General features: G+C 60.9%; 17 protein-coding genes and 1 tRNA gene. 4 read left to right on the plus strand and 14 right to left on the minus strand.

The annotated features are described in order from the left end of the window. The first annotated feature begins 29 nt into the window (after positions 1-29). Entirely contained in the window at positions 30-278 is a 249-nt protein-coding gene (locus ACQ66M_RS14355) for a hypothetical protein (protein ID WP_430404673.1), read from the plus strand. Between the two features lie 63 nt (positions 279-341). Continuing rightward, positions 342-1526 carry an alpha-hydroxy acid oxidase gene (locus ACQ66M_RS14360; protein ID WP_430404675.1) on the plus strand — a complete coding sequence of 395 codons (1185 nt, stop codon included), beginning with the start codon at positions 342-344 and terminating at the stop codon, positions 1524-1526. Between the two features lie 153 nt (positions 1527-1679). On the opposite strand, the gene ACQ66M_RS14365 is transcribed toward ACQ66M_RS14360, so the two are convergent. Both ACQ66M_RS14365 and ychF read right to left on the minus strand, forming a co-directional pair. Continuing rightward, positions 1680-1769 (minus strand) — tRNA-Ser (locus ACQ66M_RS14365). 70 nt (positions 1770-1839) lie between these two features. Further along, complete coding sequence (gene ychF / locus ACQ66M_RS14370) at positions 1840-2937, minus strand: redox-regulated ATPase YchF (RefSeq protein ID WP_430404677.1); 1098 nt, start codon at positions 2935-2937, stop codon at positions 1840-1842. A gap of 147 nt (positions 2938-3084) precedes the next feature. Here ychF and ACQ66M_RS14375 point away from each other — a divergent pair, with 147 nt between their 5' ends. Further along, entirely contained in the window at positions 3085-3999 is a 915-nt protein-coding gene (locus ACQ66M_RS14375; RefSeq protein ID WP_430404679.1) for a toll/interleukin-1 receptor domain-containing protein, read from the plus strand. Between the two features lie 79 nt (positions 4000-4078). Here the strand turns inward: ACQ66M_RS14375 and ACQ66M_RS14380 are convergent, their stop codons facing one another. The 9 genes from ACQ66M_RS14380 to ACQ66M_RS14420 all read right to left on the minus strand — a co-directional run bounded on the left by ACQ66M_RS14380 (position 4079) and on the right by ACQ66M_RS14420 (position 12377). After that, positions 4079-4669: an ATP F0F1 synthase subunit B gene (locus ACQ66M_RS14380; RefSeq protein WP_430404681.1), complete on the minus strand. Its 591-nt coding sequence runs from the start codon at positions 4667-4669 to the stop codon at positions 4079-4081. Positions 4670-4673: 4 nt separating this feature from the next. Then, positions 4674-5210: a hypothetical protein gene (locus tag ACQ66M_RS14385; protein ID WP_430404683.1), complete on the minus strand. Its 537-nt coding sequence runs from the start codon at positions 5208-5210 to the stop codon at positions 4674-4676. Positions 5211-5283: 73 nt separating this feature from the next. Next, positions 5284-5520 carry a F0F1 ATP synthase subunit C gene (locus ACQ66M_RS14390; RefSeq protein ID WP_034737903.1) on the minus strand — a complete coding sequence of 79 codons (237 nt, stop codon included), beginning with the start codon at positions 5518-5520 and terminating at the stop codon, positions 5284-5286. A 116-nt stretch (positions 5521-5636) separates the two neighbouring features. Then, positions 5637-6395, minus strand: a complete 759-nt coding sequence (locus ACQ66M_RS14395) for a F0F1 ATP synthase subunit A (RefSeq protein ID WP_350172555.1) — start codon at positions 6393-6395, stop codon at positions 5637-5639. Between the two features lie 8 nt (positions 6396-6403). Next, the gene (locus ACQ66M_RS14400; RefSeq protein ID WP_350171551.1) at positions 6404-6763 is read right to left on the minus strand and encodes an AtpZ/AtpI family protein; all 360 of its coding nucleotides are present in this window, start codon (positions 6761-6763) and stop codon (positions 6404-6406) included. A 149-nt stretch (positions 6764-6912) separates the two neighbouring features. Then, the gene (gene smc, locus ACQ66M_RS14405) at positions 6913-10374 is read right to left on the minus strand and encodes a chromosome segregation protein SMC (RefSeq protein WP_430404685.1); all 3462 of its coding nucleotides are present in this window, start codon (positions 10372-10374) and stop codon (positions 6913-6915) included. Positions 10375-10389: 15 nt separating this feature from the next. Beyond that, positions 10390-11052 (minus strand): DsbA family protein, encoded by a 663-nt coding sequence (locus ACQ66M_RS14410; protein WP_430404687.1) that lies wholly within the window; start codon positions 11050-11052, stop codon positions 10390-10392. A 64-nt stretch (positions 11053-11116) separates the two neighbouring features. Next, complete coding sequence (locus tag ACQ66M_RS14415; protein WP_430404688.1) at positions 11117-11779, minus strand: thioredoxin domain-containing protein; 663 nt, start codon at positions 11777-11779, stop codon at positions 11117-11119. 25 nt (positions 11780-11804) lie between these two features. After that, positions 11805-12377 (minus strand): DUF721 domain-containing protein, encoded by a 573-nt coding sequence (locus ACQ66M_RS14420; RefSeq protein ID WP_430404689.1) that lies wholly within the window; start codon positions 12375-12377, stop codon positions 11805-11807. A gap of 42 nt (positions 12378-12419) precedes the next feature. Here ACQ66M_RS14420 and ACQ66M_RS14425 point away from each other — a divergent pair, with 42 nt between their 5' ends. Continuing rightward, positions 12420-13463 (plus strand): A/G-specific adenine glycosylase, encoded by a 1044-nt coding sequence (locus ACQ66M_RS14425; protein ID WP_430404690.1) that lies wholly within the window; start codon positions 12420-12422, stop codon positions 13461-13463. Here ACQ66M_RS14425 and ACQ66M_RS14430 read toward each other — a convergent pair. The 3 genes from ACQ66M_RS14430 to hutU form a co-directional block, all read right to left on the minus strand. Further along, the gene (locus ACQ66M_RS14430; RefSeq protein ID WP_350171557.1) at positions 13460-14542 is read right to left on the minus strand and encodes a site-specific DNA-methyltransferase; all 1083 of its coding nucleotides are present in this window, start codon (positions 14540-14542) and stop codon (positions 13460-13462) included. The genes ACQ66M_RS14425 and ACQ66M_RS14430 overlap by 4 nt on opposite strands. 195 nt (positions 14543-14737) lie before the next feature. Then, entirely contained in the window at positions 14738-15871 is a 1134-nt protein-coding gene (locus ACQ66M_RS14435) for a PA0069 family radical SAM protein (RefSeq protein WP_430404692.1), read from the minus strand. 125 nt (positions 15872-15996) lie between these two features. Continuing rightward, complete coding sequence (gene hutU, locus ACQ66M_RS14440; RefSeq protein ID WP_430404694.1) at positions 15997-17664, minus strand: urocanate hydratase; 1668 nt, start codon at positions 17662-17664, stop codon at positions 15997-15999. Position 17665: the final 1 nt, after the last annotated feature.

Below are 17665 nucleotides of genomic sequence, written 5' to 3' on the forward strand. Positions count from 1 at the left end.
CAGACGCAAATTTTGAAGGACAATTTTCGATGATACTTGATTCCGGAATTTCGGCAGTCGTGACGGGCGGGGCATCCAGCCCCGGAGCAGCGACATCGCGCTTACTTGTCCGCAGCAGTGTTATAATCGCCATTTTTGACAAAAATATAGAAAATGGCGAGGCGGTCGCGCTTCGAGAGAGCAACCCGCTCGACGATGTCACGGTGTTCGAGCGGTTCCGGACGCAGATGCCACTCATTCTAAAAACGGGTGGGATCAAGAAAAATGAACAGAATTGACGTGATGCTCGCGCAGGCCTTCATTACTCTTGCGATCGCATTGTCACCGATGGAAATCGACCCATGAGCCTCGCCAGGAACTTCAATTTGATGGACTTTCGGGCTGGTGCGAAACGTCGCCTTCCAGCGCCGCTCTTTCACTATATTGACGGCGCTGCGGATGACGAGTGGAGCCTGATCAACAATACAAAAGCATTCGAGCATTATCAGCTGCTGCCCAACCACTTGCGCGATATCAGCAAGGTTGATCTTTCGACCAAGGTCCTCGGCGTTGAAATGTCTATGCCGGTCTTCTGTTCTCCGACCGGAATGACCCGGTTATTCCATCACGGCAAGGAGCTTGCCGTCGCTCGCGCGGCTGCGCGCGCCGGCGTCATGTATACCCTCTCCACACTATCGACCACCAGCCTTGAAGATGTGGCAGCAGCGACTGCCGGGCCGAAAATGTTTCAGATCTACATCTTCAAGGACCGGGAGCTGACCAGGGAATTCGTCAAACGCTGCAAGGACGCTGGTTATGACGCCCTATGCCTGACGGTGGACACAGCGCTGGCGGGCAATCGCGAACGCGACAAGCGTACCGGCATGATCATGCCACCCAAACTTACCCTGTCGAGTCTGGCAAGTTTCGCGGCGCATCCACATTGGGCAATGCACTTCCTCATGAATCCCGACTTCCGGCTCGCAAATGTCGTTCACCGGGTCGACGCGATTGGCGGCGGGGCCATGGGCCTTATCGATTACGTGAACTCACAATTTGACCGTACCGTTACCTGGGAGGATGCGGCCTGGCTGGTTGAGCAGTGGGGTGGGCCGTTTGCAATCAAGGGACTTCAGACAGCGGAAGATGCGAAGCGAGCGGTCGACATCGGCGCGTCCGCTATCATGATTTCGAATCATGGGGGGCGCCAGCTCGATAGTGCGCCTGCGCCGATCGACTGTGTCGCGCCCATGCGGGATGCGGTGGGTGATGCCATTGAGCTGATTGTCGATGGCGGTGTGCGCCGCGGCACGCATGTACTCAAGGCGCTCGCTCTTGGCGCAAACGCCTGTTCGTTCGGTCGCCCTTATCTCTACGGACTGGCCGCGCACGGCGAAGGCGGCGTGGACCGGGTGCTCCAGCTTATCCGGGAGGAACTTGAAAGATCGATTGCGCTGTTGGGCTGCTCCACAATCAGCCAGCTGGGACTTAAACAGGTGGCATCGAGCAGCAGTCCTTTAGAATCAAGGCGAAAGCGCTTGACCTGAGCCCTTTGGCTCCCTCATTCATTTCGAGAGTCTAGCCCTTTCATAGTCGATGGTTTGAGGTGTGGCGAGCGCGTCGGGAGCGGAGCTCCCCACATGCACGAGCGACCGACTATTGCGTTGTTTTTATTAATTAAAAATGCCGCAAACAGTAAGTGGCGGAGAGGAAGGGATTCGAACCCTCGATACGCGTTAACGTATACGCCCTTAGCAGGGGCGCGCCTTCAGCCGCTCGGCCACCTCTCCAGCGCAAGCTAGTCGTCTAGTGAAACCGGAGCCGCACTGCAAGCCCCGGTCGCCATGAAACGCATGTTTCCTAGACGTTGAACCGGAAGTGCAGGACATCGCCGTCCTGGACAATGTATTCCTTGCCCTCGGCCCTCATCTTGCCGGCCTCCTTGGCGCCGGATTCGCCACCCGACGCGACAAAGTCGGCAAAGGCGATCGTTTCAGCGCGAATGAAGCCTTTTTCGAAGTCGCCATGGATGACGCCCGCGGCCTTTGGCGCGGTCCAGCCGCGCCGTATGGTCCAGGCACGGGCCTCTTTCGGCCCGACAGTGAAGTAAGTCTGCAGGTCGAGCAGGTCGTAGCCAGCGTGAATGAGGCGCGTCAGACCCGGTTCTTCGAGGCCAAGCGCCGTCAGGTATTCCGCGCGGTCCGTCTCATCGAGCAAGGCAAGTTCGCTTTCGATCTGGGCGGAAAAGACCACGCAGCCGGCGCCTTCTTCCCGGGCACGGGCGATAACGCGTTCAGAATGCGCATTGCCGGTGGCGGCGCTGTCTTCGTCGACATTCGCGACGAACAGGACCGGCTTGGATGTAAGCAACTGCAGCATGTTCCAGGCGCGTTGATCATCCCTGGCAATCTTGGCTTTCCGGGCAGGGCGGCCTTCAGTGAGTTCGGCAAGGGCCAGATCGATCAGGGCGACTTGCGCCTTGGCGTCCTTGTCACCGGAATTTGCCTTCTTGATCACGCCGGCCTTGCGTTTTTCAAGGCTCTCCAGATCGGCGAGCATGAGTTCGGTTTCGACCACTTCAAAGTCTGCGATCGGATCCACATTGCCGCGGACATGCGTGATGTCGTCGTTCTCGAAGCAGCGCAGCACATAGATGATGGCATCTGTCTCGCGAATATTTGCGAGAAACTGGTTTCCGAGGCCTTCGCCCTTGGAGGCCCCCTCGACCAGACCCGCAATATCGACAAAGTTCATGCGCGCTGGAATGATCTCCTTTGATCCGGCGATCTTCGCCAGTTCGTTCAGGCGGGGTTCGGGAACGGCCACCTCACCCACGTTCGGCTCGATCGTGCAGAACGGGTAGTTGGCCGCCTGCGCGGCAGCCGTTTGCGTCAAGGCGTTGAAAAGCGTGGACTTGCCCACATTGGGGAGACCCACAATTCCGCATTTGAAGCCCATTTCGGCCTCCTTTTCTTATCTGTCTGAGCGCGGCCTTAGCGCTATTTCGCAGTGAAAAACAGGGAGTTTTGTCGCCTGAAAGCGGAATCGGGTGGCCAAGGGGCAGTGGACTGTTATTCTCGGCATGAGAGTTGCAGGAATGGCCCCATGGCATATGACGTCTTTCTGGTTTCCGCGAGCGAAGATCGCGATATGGCGAAGCTGATCGCACGGCGGCTTCGCGCCCTCAAATTCAAGGTCTGGTTCAATCAGAAGCAGGTTGATGAGACATTTGACGCCAAGGATGCCCGCAACGCGACAAATTCCACCTCCATGCTCGTCCTCTGGTCTGAGAACGCCGTCAAGAGCGACTGGGTGCGGGCGGCCGCGTCCGTGGGGCATTCCCGCCCCGGCACGCTGGTTCAGATCGGCCTCGACAAGACAATACCCTATGAGCCTTTCCGGACTGGCAAACGCCATTCGGTTGTGGGCATGACATCGCGCAAGACACCTGATGGTTTCTACAAGGCCGTAGAAGCGCTGGGAGCGAATGACGGTCGAACGGATCTTCGCGAATGGATGGGCTTTGGCTCCAAGGACGAAGACGAGCGCGCTGACTGGCTTGCGGCCCACCCGAATGACCCGCTTGCGCTCCATGCGAAGGCACAGCGCGAGAAGGAACTTGGCGTGAAGCCTGCGCCTGCACCAGAGGCGCAGGGCGCTGCAGCACTGGCTGCTGCCTCTCTCAAAGGGCCTGCCAACGGAAACGGCCACAGGCAGGTTGCGGGCATGACGATTGCGGCAGCTGCTGCGCGGCCGTCCGCATCATCTGTCATCGAAACCGTCGAAGATACAATTGTCAGCTGGGGCACAATGATCGCCATTTCGCTGGCCATTCTGGGGATGCTGATCCTTGCATGGTTTTTCCGCTCGCAACCCATCGCACCCGAAATGCGTATGGCCATGCCGGCGATCAGCGACGGTACGCCGGTTGCGGCGACCTGTCCGGCGGGCCAGGTGCCGCGATCATTGATGAATGATGTTATGCAGCCTGGGCCCATCATCAACGATACGGAAGACTGAGCCGTTCTGGTCAGCTGAAACGAAAAGCGCCGCCGGATACTGTCCGGCGGCGCTTTTCGTTTGAACTGTTTCCGAAACCCTAGCTGAGGGCGCGGTCAATCTCGCGCGCAGCAGACTCGAACTGGTCAACACCTGTGTCTTCGCTGAGGATGCGGCGGGCAGCCGAGATCGCAGCATCTGCCGCAGCGCGACGTACCTGCTCTGTTGCCTCGGTTTCAGCGCGGGCAATCCGCGACTCTGCAAGCGCCTCACGACGGACCATGCGGTCAGCGATGTCCTTGCGTGCTTCAGCCATGATCTGCTTTGCGTCGGCCTTGGCCTGATCGATCATCGCCTCTGCTTCCTTGTCGGCATCCTGCTGGCGGCGTTCGGCAAGGGCGAGGGCCTCAGCAGCCCGCTCACGCAGGTTGCGGGCTTCTTCCAGTTCTGCTGCGATCGCGCTGGAGCGCGCGTCGAGACCGCCAAGGATGGTTTTGAACGCGCCCATACGGGCAGCGATCAGAAGGAATACGACAAGCGCCAGAAAGGCCACAAAGGTGACCGGGTCGCTGGCCGCATAGGCAAGGCCACCCATGAAGCCTTCGCCCTGGCCTTCTTCAGCAGCCAGTGCCGGAAGAGCTGGCACCGTGAAAAGGGCACCCAAAGGGATGAAGTGTTTCATCGTCCGCATCTGACTACTCCATCGCCGCTGTGACGGCTTTTTTCAGTTCAGCCCTGGTGGCCGATACGCCGAAGCGACCCACGATGGCGTCCGTCGCATCAACAGCAATTTGCTCGACGTTTTTCATGGCGTCTGCACGAAGGCTGGCAATGCGCGCATCGGCGGCATCCAGTTTCTTCTCAAGTTCTGCGTCGACACGCGCCGTTTCAGCGGCCATTTCGGCGTTCATCTTTTCGCGGGCCTTGTCAGACGTTTCACGCGCCTTTGCCTTGGCCTGCGCAATGCGCAGCTCAAGCGCCTGCTGGGCTTCTGTCGCCTGATCGTTGAGACGGCCTGCCTGATCAAGGTCGGACGCAATACGATCAGAGCGCTTTTCGAGCGTGTCCGACAATTTCGGCAAGATGACCCGCGACATGGTCAGGTAGAGAATGCCGAACAGGATCGCCAGCCAGAACAGCTGCGATGGCATATGCCAGGTTTCGAATGGCGGGAAAGGCGGTTTGCCTTCTGCCACCTGGGCTGCAGTTTCTGCAAGCAATGCGATCAGCATCGAAAATCCTTCGGTTTCGTGTCCAGTCGTGGGAGCCGGCGACAGCGCCGCCGGCCCCAAAAGCCGAATTTGCTTAGACGACGAAGAGGATCAGGATGGCAACGAGGAACGACAGGATGCCGAGCGCCTCGGAAAGAGCCATACCAATGAACAGGTTTCCGGTTTGCTGGGGAGCAGCCGACGGGTTGCGCATTGCGGCGTCGAGGAACGAGCCGAAGATGTTACCCACACCGATAGCGGCACCAATCATGCCGAGCGTTGCGAGGCCTGCGCCAACGTATTTGAGGCCGAGGGTGATATCGCCTTCCATGGGGATCTCCTTATGGGAATGCTGTAGTTCTACAAAGTGCCGCTCGTGAAGCGTGTTCCGTCTGCGGCGTCAAGCGGTTTGGTGAGGCCATGTGGCCGCACCGGCGAAGTGGGTCCCTAGTGCGCGGGGTGGAACGCGTCATTCAGGTAAACACAGGTAAGAATTGCGAAAACGTATGCCTGAAGGCCCGCAACCAGCAGTTCGAGCGCATTGAGGGCAACGCCCATGGCAAACGCGAACGGCGCGATGATCACATAAGCGCCTCCAGCAGCGATTAGCGCAACCGTAAATCCGGCGAACAGTTTCAGCATGATGTGCCCAGCCAGCATGTTGGCGAACAGGCGCAGGGAAAGTGTCAGTGGCCGTGCGAAGAAGGAGATGACTTCAATCGGGATGAGGATGAAATAGATCGGCCAGGGCGCGCCCGATGGGGCGAACAATTTGAGGAATTTGAAGCCGTTCTTGTAGAAGCCGAAGCCGATCACGATGGAGATGACAAGCAGCGCAAGGGCGCCTGTGACAATGATGTGGCTGGTCGTGGTGAATGCGTAGGGCACCATGCCGATCATGTTGGCGAAGAACAGGAAGAAGAAGAGTGTGAAAATGAAGGGGAAGAATTTCAGGCCTTCCTCACCTGCCGCGCCGCGCACCATGTCGGCCACGAACCCGTAGCCGATTTCCGCGAGTGACTGGACGCGCGACGGGACCAGCTGGCCTTTCGAGGCGGCGAAACCGAAAAAGGCGATGGTAAGGATGACGCCGAGGGCCATGAAGCCGGATGCGTTGGTGAAGGACAGGTCGACGCCACCGACATTGAACTCCAGCCATTTCGTGATCTGGAACTGGTGGATCGGATCCAGCGCGACGCTTGGCATAAACAGGTTCATCCGTCCTTATTCCCGTTTTCCGGAGCTTGCAGCTCCTGTGTCTGTTTCAACGCCTGAGCATTGAGCTCTTTGTAGGCGCGTATAATGGCCCGAATGCCTGCTGCGAAGCCCAATGCCCCCATGATCAGCAAGCCCCAGGGCTTTGTCCCCGCGAACACATCAATCCAGTAGCCCATGAAGCCACCGACAAAGACCGAGGTGCCGAATTCCGCACCGTATCGCAAGGCGTAAGCCCCAGCCGAGTGATTTCCTTCGTCAGCCCTGGTCGCGCGCTGCTTCGCCACTTCACGTTCAGCCCGGGCCGCTCTTGCCCTGGTGATCTCCTCACCAAGGCCGTCTGGACCTTCACTGGACATGTATTTTAGCGCTCCGCAGCCGCGAATCCCTGCTGACGGGGAGACCCCCCGAATTCGGCGCAAACTATGAGGGGGGCGAGGGCAAGTCAACCGCGATTGCAGAAACTCACCTCCTTGTTTTTATTGAAATTACTGGTTCGGGCTCTGCGCTACTCCGCCGCAACGAGCTGTTCTGCGGCTTCCAGATCGACAGAAACCAGCTTCGAGACGCCTTTTTCCCGCATGGTTACGCCGAAAAGACGGTCCATTCGGCTCATCGTCACCGGGTTGTGGGTGATGACCACGAACCGCGTGTCGGTGCGTTGCCGCATTTCGTTCAGCATGTTGCAAAAACGGTCAACATTGGCGTCATCCAGCGGGGCGTCGACTTCGTCGAGTACGCAAATGGGGGCCGGGCGGGACAGGAAAACGGCGAAGATCAGTGCGGCGGCCGTCAAAGCCTGCTCTCCGCCGGACATCAGGTTGAGCGTACCAAGCTTCTTGCCCGGTGGCTGGGCGTAGATTTCCAGACCGGCATTCAGCGGATCCTCGGCATCGATGAGGCGCAATTCGGCCTGGCCACCCTGGAAGAGGGCGGTGAACAGGGCCTTGAAATGCTCATTGACCGTTTCGAACGCGACAAGCAGACGCTCGCGCCCCTCGGCATTCAGGGCATCGACGCCTTCGCGCAGCTTGGCGATCGCGGCTGTCAGGTCTTCCTTTTCGCTAACCTGGCTGCCGAGGCGCTCTTCCAGTTCGGCGGCCTCCTCTTCGGCATTCATGTTGACACCGCCGAGCTGATCGCGCTCACGCCGCAGGTCTTCGACCCTGCGCTCGGCGTCTCGCGGCGTGAATTCACCCATCTCGTCTGCATCCAGCCCGGCCTCGGCAAGAGCCAACAGGCCTTCCGGGGTGCGTTGAAACGAATTGCGCGCAATCTCGACGCTTTCCTCGAGGCGCCCTTCAGCGGTTTCGAGTTTGACTTTCCACCCGGCGAGACTCTCTCGCGCCTCGGAGGCTGCGATGGCGGCCCGACGCGCCGCATTCTCGGTTTCCCGGACAGAGGCTTCCTTCCCGGACAGCTGGTCTGCGATGCGCTTGCGGTCGCTTTCGAGGAGCTCGACATCTGCAGACATGGTCTCGATTTCGGCCGCTAGTTCTTCGGGACGCGCCTTTGCGGCAACCGCTTCAGCTGCGGCTGCGGCGCGGCGCTCCAGCAGGCGTTCAACCCGATCACCAGCAGCGATGGCGCGCGCTGTCCATGTTTCAACGTCGCGCTCAAGGCCTGCACGCCGCGCAGCGGCCTGTTCGCGGCCGCGCGTGATGTCTGTCAGGCGTCCGCGGGACTCAATTTCATCATCGCGCGCTTCGGTGACACGAATACGTGCCTGTGTGAGGCGGGACTCAAGTGATGCTTCGTCATCCTCTGACGATTGCGGCGACATCAATGAGAGCGCTTCCTTCACGACCGCGAGGTCTGCGTTGGCGCGGTCGAGGGCTTCTCCGGTCGTATCGCGCTTCATGGCTGCGCGTTCAGAGGCTTGCGAGGCCTCCGTCACGCGGGTGCGCGCCTCACTCAGCGCGCGTTGCGATGGCGCAATGGCCTGGCGCAAGCCCCTGAGCGATTCCTCGACCGAGAGGCGCGCGTCGCGGGCGCTGGTCAGAACCGCCGTGCAATGTTCAAAACGGGCCCGCAGCGGTTCGATCTCGGCCAAAGCCGCTTCCAGCCGGGCCTGTTGTTCGAGGCGTGCAGCGGCGCTTGCGGGTGCGTCCGGTGTGCGTGTGAAGCCGTCCCAGCGCCACAGGTGTCCTTCGCGCGACACAAGGCGCTGGCCCGGCTTGAGGTCCGACATGAGCCGGGCGCCATCAGATGCACTGACAACGCCGCACTGAGACAGGCGTGCGGCCAGTTCGGAGGGGGCTTCGACAAATGCGTTCAGGCCTGTTGCGCCAGAGGGCAGGGCCTGGATGGCAGCACTTGCGCCATTCCAGAACATGGCGGCGTTCCGGTCGGTCGGGGCTTCGATGTCATCTCCCAATGCGGCAGCGACAGCCTTTTCGTAACCGTCTTTCGTGCGGATCCGGTCAATCACGGGCGGCGCGCTGGGCCCATCGGCCTTGCGCAGCAGTTTCTGCAAACCTGCGATTTCGGCTTCCAGTGCGCGGACATCCTTGTCCGCAGCATCGCGCGGCGGTTGCGCAAGGGCCTCGGCTTCACGGGTCTCGTGAAGTCTTGCCTCGCCATCCTCTACCGCCGTCTCTGCATCTCGCAGGGCCAACTCCGCCAGAGATTCGGCATCCTTGGCGTCCTTCAATTTGCGAACCAGCGAAACGGCGTCTTCCAGACCGGCCATTTCGTTTGTCAGGCGATTGATTTCGGCCGTGATCTGGTCGCGGCGGCGCGTCTGGGCGCCGACATTTTCTTCCGACGCCTTGCGGCGGGCACGCACTTCGGAGAGTTGCGCCTGTGCCGCGTCGGCCGCTTCTTCTGCAGCTGCGAGGCGGGCGCGGGCATTTTCCAGCGAGGCGCGGGTTTCAGCTTCGATCTCATCGTTTCGGGCTTCGTCCATCACCGGCAACGCAGAAAGTTCATGCCGCGCGTTCCCGGTTGCGGCTTCGGCTTCAGCCTTTGCCGCCTGTTCGCGTTCAAGGTCTTCAACCAGACGCGTGGCTTCCGCTTCGAGCCGCGCATGGGCGTCGGCTGCGACCTTTCGCTCGGTTTCGAGCCTGGCAAGCGCAATCCGGGCCTGGCCCAGTTTGGCCGAGGCGACGCTTTCAGCTTCGCGGAGCGGTCCGAGGCCTTCGCTGGCTTCGATGCGTTCGCGTTCGCATACGGCATCCTGGCGGGTCAGGTCTTCTACGGCGCGGCGGGATTCTTCCAGTTTCTCACGCGCAATCTCGCAAGCGATCCGTGCTTCGGTCCAGCGCAGATGGGCGACGAGGGCATCGAGCGCCTGGATCTCATCCGACAGGCGGCGATACTTTCGTGCCTTGCCGGCCTGGCGTTTGAGGCTGGCGAGCTGGCGTTCGACTTCGGCAGAGACTTCCGTCAGGCGTTCAAGGTTTGTCTCGGCGCCGTTCAGTTTCAGTTCCGCTTCATGGCGGCGGGTATTGAGGCCCGCGATGCCGGCGGCTTCTTCGAGAATCCGGCGGCGGTTCTGGGGCTTGGAACCGATCAGTTCCGAAATCTGGCCCTGACGAACGAGGGCAGGCGAGTTGGCGCCTGTCGATGCGTCGGCGAACAGGAGCTGGATGTCCTTGCCGCGTACAGTGCGCCCATTGAGCTTGTAGGATGTGCCAGCGCCCCGACGCAGTTTCCTGACAATTTCGAGCGTATCAGATGAATTGAATTCGGGGGGCGCCGTTCGCCTGGAATTATCCAGAACGAGCGTCACCTCCGCGGTTTCCCGCGCCGGGCGGTTCTGCGCGCCCGAGAAGATGAGGTCGTCCATCTCGCCGCCGCGCATCGCTTTGGCGGAACTTGCGCCCATGGCCCAGCGAAGGGCCTCCAGCAGGTTTGACTTGCCACAGCCATTCGGGCCAACGATGCCGGTCAGGCCCGGTTCTACAGGTACGGTCTGCGGGTCGACGAACGACTTGAAGCCGGCGATGCGGAGTTCAGTTATCTGCATGCCGGCCTCATATCCTTATTGTTCTGCCGCGTTTGCGAGAAGCCCGTCGAGCTTTGCGGAAAAGCCCTCAGGTGAACGGATGTCGCCTTCGAAACGGGTCATCTCGCCGTCGAAAATGAAGGTTGGCGTGCTGTCGACCCCGTCTTTTTCAGCTGCGTCATATGTCGTTTTCAGGCGCTGCCGGATCGATTCGTCTGCCATGCAGGCATCGAAAGCGGCTTCGCCATTGATCCCGTGACGTTCGCCGATTGCGGCCAGGGCGGCTTTGAGCACGCCATTGCGGGCTGCATCCGTGATGCCGCTCTGGTGCGCGAAAATATCGTCGAGAACGTCGAAATATTTGTCATCACCCGCGCAAAGCGCCATGGCGTAGGCCGGAACGTCGACATCGCGGATCGGGTATTCCCTGAAAATGTAGCGCACCTTGCCGGTCGACACGTACTTTTCCTTGATCTCGGGCAGGACCGTTTCATGGAAGTACTTGCAGGCCGGGCAGGTGGGCGACGCATATTCGATAACCGTAACGGGCGCATCAGCTGAGCCCATCACATGGCCAATCTTTGCAGGATCGTCGCCGTTCCTGGTTGCCGTAACTTCGGTTTCGCCATTGCCGCAGGCAACAAGCAGCAGTGCCGACAGGGCGGCCAAAGCGGTTCGTCTGGAGATGCGTTCCATCATCATAACCTTTGCGTTAAGAATTGAGTCGTCTTGGTTGCCAAATCGTTAATGCTGCTCGGGGGCGCTATTGAGGCAGCTTGTCCAGTTCGCCATTGAGATAGGCTTCAAAGGCGTCAGCCGACTGTGCGTCACCGTCAGCCGCCTTTACCTGTCCATTCACGATGAATGTGGGCGTGGCCCTGACACCAAAGCTGTCGCCCGTCATCATCGTGTCGGCTATGCGCTGGCGAATCGGACGGTTGCCAAGGCAGGCATTGAAGGCTTCCTTGCCGGCGATGCCGTGGCGCCCTGCGATATCCTGGAACAGGGCCTCGAGGGTGCCATCCTTCGAGGCCTCGAACACGTCATCTTGGTGTTCGAACAGATCATCAAGGACGTCAAAGAACCTGTCATCACCGGCACAGTTGGCCAGGGCATAGGCCACGACGTCGATATCGTTCAGCGGGTATTCGCGGAAAACGAACTTCACCTTGCCGGTCGAGATGAACTTCTCTTCCACCATCGGCATGACATCGTCATGGAAATGCTTGCAGTGCGAACAGGTCGGGGAGGCATACTCGATCACTGTCAGGGGCGCATCCTCAACGCCCTTCACATGGCCCAGTACGGCGGGAACAGCAGCTTCAGGCGGCGTCGGTGTTTTGTCATCACCTGTTGCATTGCCGCAGGCGGCGATCATCAGCGCGAGGACCGAGACGAGAGCGGAGGGACGGGAAACAAGTGCCATTTGAAGGGCCTTCACAAAGAGGTGGCTATTTGGCCGGACCGGTATCCGGCATTGGCGAAGCGGGGTCGTCTGCGGTTAGCACGGCTGTGCCCAATGCAACAATCGCTGCGCGCAGGGCGGCACTTTCGATTCTGGCGGTGCTGTCTTCCAATTGCTTGTGCTGGGCACTGGTAAGCGGAACGGGCCGGCGGCGTGGCTTTGCAGGCTCGCTGGTGGCCAGGGCGCCCTGGACAATCTTGATGGCGATAATGTCACCGCCGGCCGACACCGACACGCGCTGCCGGATCGTCTCGACCTGGTGCTGTACCAGCGGGGCGGCCTGGGGAATGACCCGCAAGGTGAGCACGCGTCCATCCTTGCCGCCGGTGATCTTTTCCGGCCGGCAGAACGGGTAGAGCTTCTCGCCGACGATCTCGCGCCAGCGGCGTTGCAGCAGCTGCACGGCGGGGAGTTTCTTCGCCCCGGCCTTGCGGCCCAGCCGCTCGGCCGCGAGGCCAATCTGAGGGATGCCCGGATGTACCTTGCGGGCCCGCTGATAGCGCAGGCGCACACGGGCGCGTGCCTCTTCAAGGGGATCGAGGGTTGATCTTGTGACCATTCACCAAGACAAGCACGGCTTGATGGCGAGGAAAAGACGAACGTGGCCCCCAAGGTGAAACTCGGCGCACTCCCGGAGCGGTTGCTGGCCTGGTATGAGGGGCATGCACGCGACTTGCCATGGCGTGTCTCGCCAGCCGATCGCGCGGCGGGAATTCGCCCTGATCCCTACAGGATATGGCTTTCCGAGGTCATGCTGCAGCAGACCACGATCCCGCACGGGACGCGGTATTTCCACAGGTTCGTGACGCGCTGGCCGGATGTGGAGGCGCTTGCAAATTCTCGTGATGAAGAGGTGATGGGCGCCTGGGCAGGGCTTGGATACTATGCGCGGGCCCGCAACCTCCTGAAATGTGCGCGCGAAGTGGTGGCATTGGGCGGCTTCCCGCAGACAGGGCCGGAACTCTTAAAACTGCCCGGAATTGGCCCCTACACGGCAGGGGCCATCGCTGCGATTGCGTTTAATCAGCAGGCCGCAGCTGTGGACGGCAATGTGGAGCGCGTGTTTGCGCGGCTGCTGGCGCTGAAGGGTGAGTGGCAGGCTGAGAAGAAGGTGATCGCCAAGTCTGTGCGGACACTCGTGCCTGCGGAGAGGCCGGGGGAATTTGCCGAAGCCCTGATGGACCTTGGCGCCACGGTCTGCGCGCCGACGCGTCCGGGTTGCGGCATCTGTCCGCTCTCAGAGCTGTGCAGGGCTCGGGCGGAAGGGGCGCCGGAACGGTATCCGGTGAAGCCTGCGAAGGGCGTGACGAGGGTGCGGCAGGGGGTGGCCTACGTGCTGGTGGATGGCGGGGATGTGCTGCTGGTGCGCCGGCCGGACAAGGGCCTGCTTGGCGGCATGCTGGCCCTGCCGAGTACCGACTGGCCGAAGACGGGAATTCCGGACGAGGCGCCACCGGCTGAGGCTGACTGGCAGGCTGTAGGAGAGGTGCGCCATGTGTTCACGCACTTTGCCCTGACCTTGAGCGTCAGGCGCGGCGCCCTGAATGGCAAACGCCCGGACGGCGTGTGGACACCCATCCGGGACGTTGAAGGATTGCCGACCGTCTTTGCCAAGGCCTTCCGGCTGGCAGTGGAGCGAGACTAGTTCAGGCCCATTTCGTCGCGATAGCGGCGGCGCAGGAGGTCTATGGGCGCAAGGTCGCGCTTGTCGGTCTCGAAGTGCCAATAGGTCCAGCCATTGCAAGCCGGCGCCTGCTGGACATGCGCGCCGAGGCGGTGGATCGAGCCGGACACCGCGCCCGTGGTAAGGGAGCCGTCGACGCGGATGCGGGCCTGGTAGCGGCGCTGGGGCGAGAACAGGCGGTCACCCGGCTTCAGCCAGCCATTGTCGATGAGCGCGCCGAACGGAACGCGGGGCAGGGACTTCTTGCTGCGCTCGGTTTCCAGCATGTCGCCTTCCAGCGGCGTTATGGCCGCGATGCGGGCGCGTGAGAGGCGGACATAGTCGGGATCGCGCTCGATGCCGACGAAATCGCGGCCGAGGCGCCGCGCGGCGGCGGCGGTCGTGCCGGTTCCCGAGAAGGGGTCGAGCACGACATCGCCCGGATGCGTGGTGGCAAGCAGGATGCGCGAAAGCAGGCTTTCCGGCTTTTGCGTCGGGTGAGCCTTCTTGCCCGTTTCGTCCTTCAGGCGTTCGCCGCCAGTGCAGAGCGGGATGACCCAGTCGGAGCGCATCTGCTTGTCTTCGTTGAACACCTTGAGGGCGTCATAGTTGAACGTGACGCGCGAGGCTTCGGACTTGCCGGCCCAGATCAGTGTTTCGTGGGCGTTCTGAAAACGGGTACCCTTGAAATTCGGCATCGGGTTCGACTTGAGCCAGATCACATCGTTCTGGATCCAGAAGCCCTGGTCCTGCAGCACGGTGCCGACGCGGAAGATGTTGTGATAGGAGCCAATGACCCAGATGGCGCCATCATCCTTCAGGACGCGGCGGCATTGCGACATCCACTCATGCGTGAACAGGTCATAGGCGTCGAAGCTGTCGAACTTGTCCCATTCATCATCTACGCCATCGACGACTGACTGGTCGGGGCGTGTCAGCCCGCCACCCAATTGGAGATTGTAGGGCGGATCGGCAAAGACCAGATCGACAGACTGGTCTGGCAGGCGCCGCAGGATATCGATGCAGTCGCCCTGCATGATCGTGTTTCTTTTCAGTTCCATTTTGCCAGCCCCGTTTAAGCAACGCGTGTTTCGTGAAGCCGAATCAGTGACGGACGCCGGTTTCTGAAACCCTAATAGTTGCGCAGCCGAATCAGTCCGAAATCGTTTCGGGTTCGAAACTAACGGATTCGGAGACTGTGAATAGACCTGTTGATAAGTTTGTGGATAAAGATGGGAGTTACCGGGTAATTCCTGTTAAAATCCAAGCTCCAGCTGGTCATCCATAGCCGTGGGTGGCCGGAACAGGTCCGTCCGCAGGGCAGCGCGGGGCGTGTCGAGTCCAAGCCGGTGTGTTTCACGCACAAAGCGCTGCATAATCATCTTCGCGACCGGGCCGCGGCCCGAGCCGCGTTCAAACCAGCGCGCGTCATAATCCTTGCCGCCGCGCATGTCGCGGATCGTGTTGATCACCTTTGCCGCACGGTCTGGCACATGCGTGACCAGCCACTCATGGAAGAGGTCCTTGATCTCGTAGGGCAGGCGAAGGATCACATAGCCTGCGCCGGTTGCCCCGTGCTGCGCGGCGGCTTCGAGGAGGTTCTCGATTTCATGATCTGTCAGCCCGGGAATGATGGGGGCGGTCATCACTGTTACCGGTATGCCCGCGTCGGACAGGGCGCGGATGGTCTGGAGGCGGCGGGCGGGCGTGGCTGCACGCGGTTCCATCCTGCGGGCGAGGGTGCGGTCCAGCGTGGTTATCGACACGCCAACCCGCGCGAGGCCCATCCTGGCCATCGGGCCTATGATATCCATGTCGCGTTCGATCAGGGATGACTTGGTCAGCAGGCTCACGGGATGCTGGCAGGCCAACAGGATCTTCAGCACTTCCCGCGTCAGGCCCGTATCCCGCTCCACAGGCTGGAAGGCATCTGTATTCATGCCGAGCGCAATCGGGCGTGGGCGATAGCCGGGCCGCGATAGTTCGCGCTTCAGCAGCTCTGGCGCGTTCGGCTTGAAGAAAAGCCGGCTCTCGAAATCCAGGCCGGCCGACAGGCCACCATAGGCATGGCTCGGCCGGGCAAAGCAATAGATGCAGCCATGCTCGCACCCCCTGTAGGGATTGATTGTGCGGTCAAAGGATATGTCGGGCGACTTGTTGAACGTAATGATCGTCTTGGCCGATTCCTGCGTGAGCGTTGTCTCCAGGCGGGCGGCCGTTTCCTCCACCGTGTCCCAGCCATCGTCGAAGGCATGACGGGTTTCCGGTTCGAACCGCCCGGTCTGGTTGGACACGGCGCCGCGTCCGCGCTGTTCACCGCGCTCGGCCGCTTGCCTGGTTTCCAGCAAGGTGACGCGCCCTTTGGGGTTCAGTTTCTGCCTGGTTCTCATGGGGCGCATGTGCCCACATCATAAAGAACAAAACAAGAACAAACTATATCGTGTCGATGAAATTATGTGGATGGATCGCATTGCCTGTAAAACAGGTGTCGCCTGCTCTGCGCTGCGGCGCGCTATCAGAGGATCGCTGGCAGATTGAGGCCTTTTTCGCGGGCGCAATCGAGCGCGTCTTCATATCCCGCGTCGGCGTGGCGCATGACCCCGGATGCCGGGTCATTCCAGAGAACACGCCTGATGCGGCGGGCGGCATCTTCGGTACCATCAGCGACGATGACCATTCCGGCATGCTGGGAATAGCCCATGCCCACCCCGCCGCCATGATGCAGGCTGACCCATGTTGCGCCCGATGCGGTGTTGAGCAGCGCATTCAGCAGTGGCCAGTCGGAGACGGCGCTCGAGCCATCTTTCATGGCCTCGGTTTCCCTGTTGGGGCTGGCAACCGATCCGCTGTCGAGGTGATCGCGGCCGATCACGACCGGGGCGCTCAATTCGCCGCTGGCGACCATGTCGTTGAAGGCGAGCCCGAGGCGGTCACGGTCGCCCAGCCCGACCCAGCAGATGCGGGCGGGCAGGCCCTGGAAGTCGATGCGGTCGCGTGCCATGTCGAGCCACCTGTGCAGGTGGGCATCATCGGGCAGCAGTTCCTTGACCTTCTGGTCTGTTCTGTAGATGTCTTCCGGATCGCCCGAGAGCGCGACCCAGCGGAACGGGCCAACGCCGCGGCAAAACAGCGGTCGGATATAGGCTGGAACAAAGCCCGGGAAGTCGAAGGCGTTCTCGAGGCCCGCATCGAAGGCGACCTGTCGGATATTGTTGCCATAGTCGAGCGTGGGAATACCGGCATTCCAGAAGTCCAGCATGGCCTGGACCTGAATCTTCATCGACGCGCAGGCCGCCTGCTCGACGGCTTTCGGATCGCTTGCCTGTTTCTCTTTCCACTCCGCCATCGTCCAGCCAATGGGCAGGTAGCCGTGGATGGGATCATGTGCCGAGGTCTGGTCTGTCACCAGGTCCGGGCGAATGCCGCGCCTGACCAGTTCGGGGAAGATGTCGCCCGCATTGCCGCAAAGGCCGACGGATTTGGCTTCGCCCGCCGCTGTCCACTTTCCGATCAGGGCGAGGGCTTCGTCGAGACTGTCGGTCTTTTCATCAAGATAGCGGGTGCGCAGCCGGAAATCGATACTGTCCGGGTTGCATTCGACAGCGAGGCAGCACGCGCCTGCCATGGCCGCCGCAAGGGGCTGGGCGCCGCCCATGCCGCCGAGGCCGCCTGTGAGGATCCACTTTCCCTTGAGGTTGCCATCATAATGCTGGCGCCCCGCTTCGACAAAGGTTTCATATGTGCCCTGAACAATTCCCTGTGTGCCGATATAGATCCACGAGCCGGCCGTCATCTGGCCGTACATCATCAGGCCCTTCTTATCGAGCGCGTTGAAATGATCCCAGGTCGCCCAGTGCGGCACCAGGTTCGAGTTGGCGATCAGGACGCGCGGAGCATCCCTGTGGGTGCGGAAGACGCCGACGGGCTTGCCGGACTGGACCAGCAGCGTCTCTTCCTCTGTCAGGGTTTTGAGTGTTTCGATGATCTTGTCGAAATCTGCCCATGTCCGGGCGGCGCGGCCGATGCCGCCATAGACGACGAGTTCGTCAGGGTTTTCGGCTACGTCCCGGTCGAGATTGTTCTGGAGCATCCGGAAAGGTGCCTCGGTGGTCCAGGACAGGCAGTTGAGTTCGGGACCTGTCGGGCTCTTGATGTCGCGTCTGTTCTTGCGGGGCGTGTCCATG

It is taken from the genome of Hyphomonas sp. (assembly GCF_965284475.1).
In the GTDB taxonomy this organism is placed as follows: domain Bacteria; phylum Pseudomonadota; class Alphaproteobacteria; order Caulobacterales; family Hyphomonadaceae; genus Hyphomonas.